At 62.6% G+C, this 1,293-nt stretch carries 1 protein-coding gene; it reads right to left on the bottom strand.

The window, feature by feature from the left end; genetic code table 11:
• The coding region (locus tag A5752_RS16450) for a condensation domain-containing protein (RefSeq protein ID WP_231983436.1) at positions 1–1,293 on the bottom strand (1,293 nt) is incomplete at both ends.

The following is a 1,293-nucleotide window of genomic DNA, read 5'->3' as shown; positions in this document are numbered from 1 at the left end:
CGCGCTGATCTTGGACAACAACACCGCAAGAGCAGCCTGAACCACCATGAAACTGGTCGCGTTGTGCTCACGAGCCACCCGCACAACCTGCTCATGCAACTGCGCCGGCCAATCCACCGCCACCCGGGCACCACGATGATCAGCTACCGCCGGATACGGCCGATCAGTGGGCAAATCAAGACGCTCAGGCATCCCCGCCAACGCCTGCTCCCAATACCCCACCTGCGCCGCAATCGGACTACCCGGATCATCGAGATCACCCAACTGCTCACGCTGCCACAACGTGTAATCGACATACTGCACCGGCAACGGAGCCCAATCAGGCACCCGCCCCGCGCACCGATTGGCGTAAGCAACCCCCAAATCACGCACCAACGGCGTAATCGACCAACCATCAGCGGCAATATGATGCACCACCGCCACCAAAACATGCTCATCATCACGAACCCGGAAAACCCTGGCCCGCAACGGAATCTCAACCGCCACATCGAACGGACGCCACGCCACCTCATCGATGGCCTCACGCAGCCGACCCACCGACCAACCACTGGCATCCACCACGTCGCAGCCAAAACCACCACGCTCGACCGAAACAACCACCTGCTGAGGCACCCCATCCGGGGCAGCAAACACCGTCCGCAAACTCTCATGGCGAGCCACCACATCGCCCAACGCCTGCCCCAACGCCTCAACATTCAACTGTCCTGTGAGGCGTAGGGCGGTCGCCATGTTGTACATCGGCGAGGGACCCTGCAACTGCTCGATGAACCACAACCGCTGCTGGGCAAACGACAACGGAACCACCGCCGGCCGCTCAACCGCAACCACCGGCGCCCGACGAACTCCCCCCACACCCACACACAACGCCAACTCAGCCACCGTCGGCGCCTCGAACACCGCGCGCACACCCAGACCCGCATCCAGCCCCGTGTTGATCGCAGCCACCAACCGCATCGCCGACAGCGAATCCCCACCCAACTCGAAGAACGAATCATCAACCCCGACCCGCTCCACCCCGAGCACCTGGGCATAAATCCCAGCCAGGATCTCCTCAACCACACTCGACGGCGCCCGATAACTATGCACATCGCTATACGCCGGAGCCGGCAACGCACGAACATCGAGCTTGTTGTTGACCGTCAACGGCAACACATCAAGCACCACCACCGCCGCCGGCACCATATAACCCGGCAACCGATGCCCCAACACCGCACGCACCACACCCGGGTGCGCGGTCCCGGTGATATAACCCACCAACCGCTTATCCCCCGGACGGTCCTCCCGCGCGATCAC

The organism is Mycobacterium sp. 852002-51961_SCH5331710 (assembly GCF_001665535.1).
Classification (GTDB): Bacteria; Actinomycetota; Actinomycetes; order Mycobacteriales; family Mycobacteriaceae; genus Mycobacterium.
The sequence above is the reverse complement of the archived record's forward strand: the minus strand, read 5'-3'. Positions and strand labels throughout refer to the sequence as shown.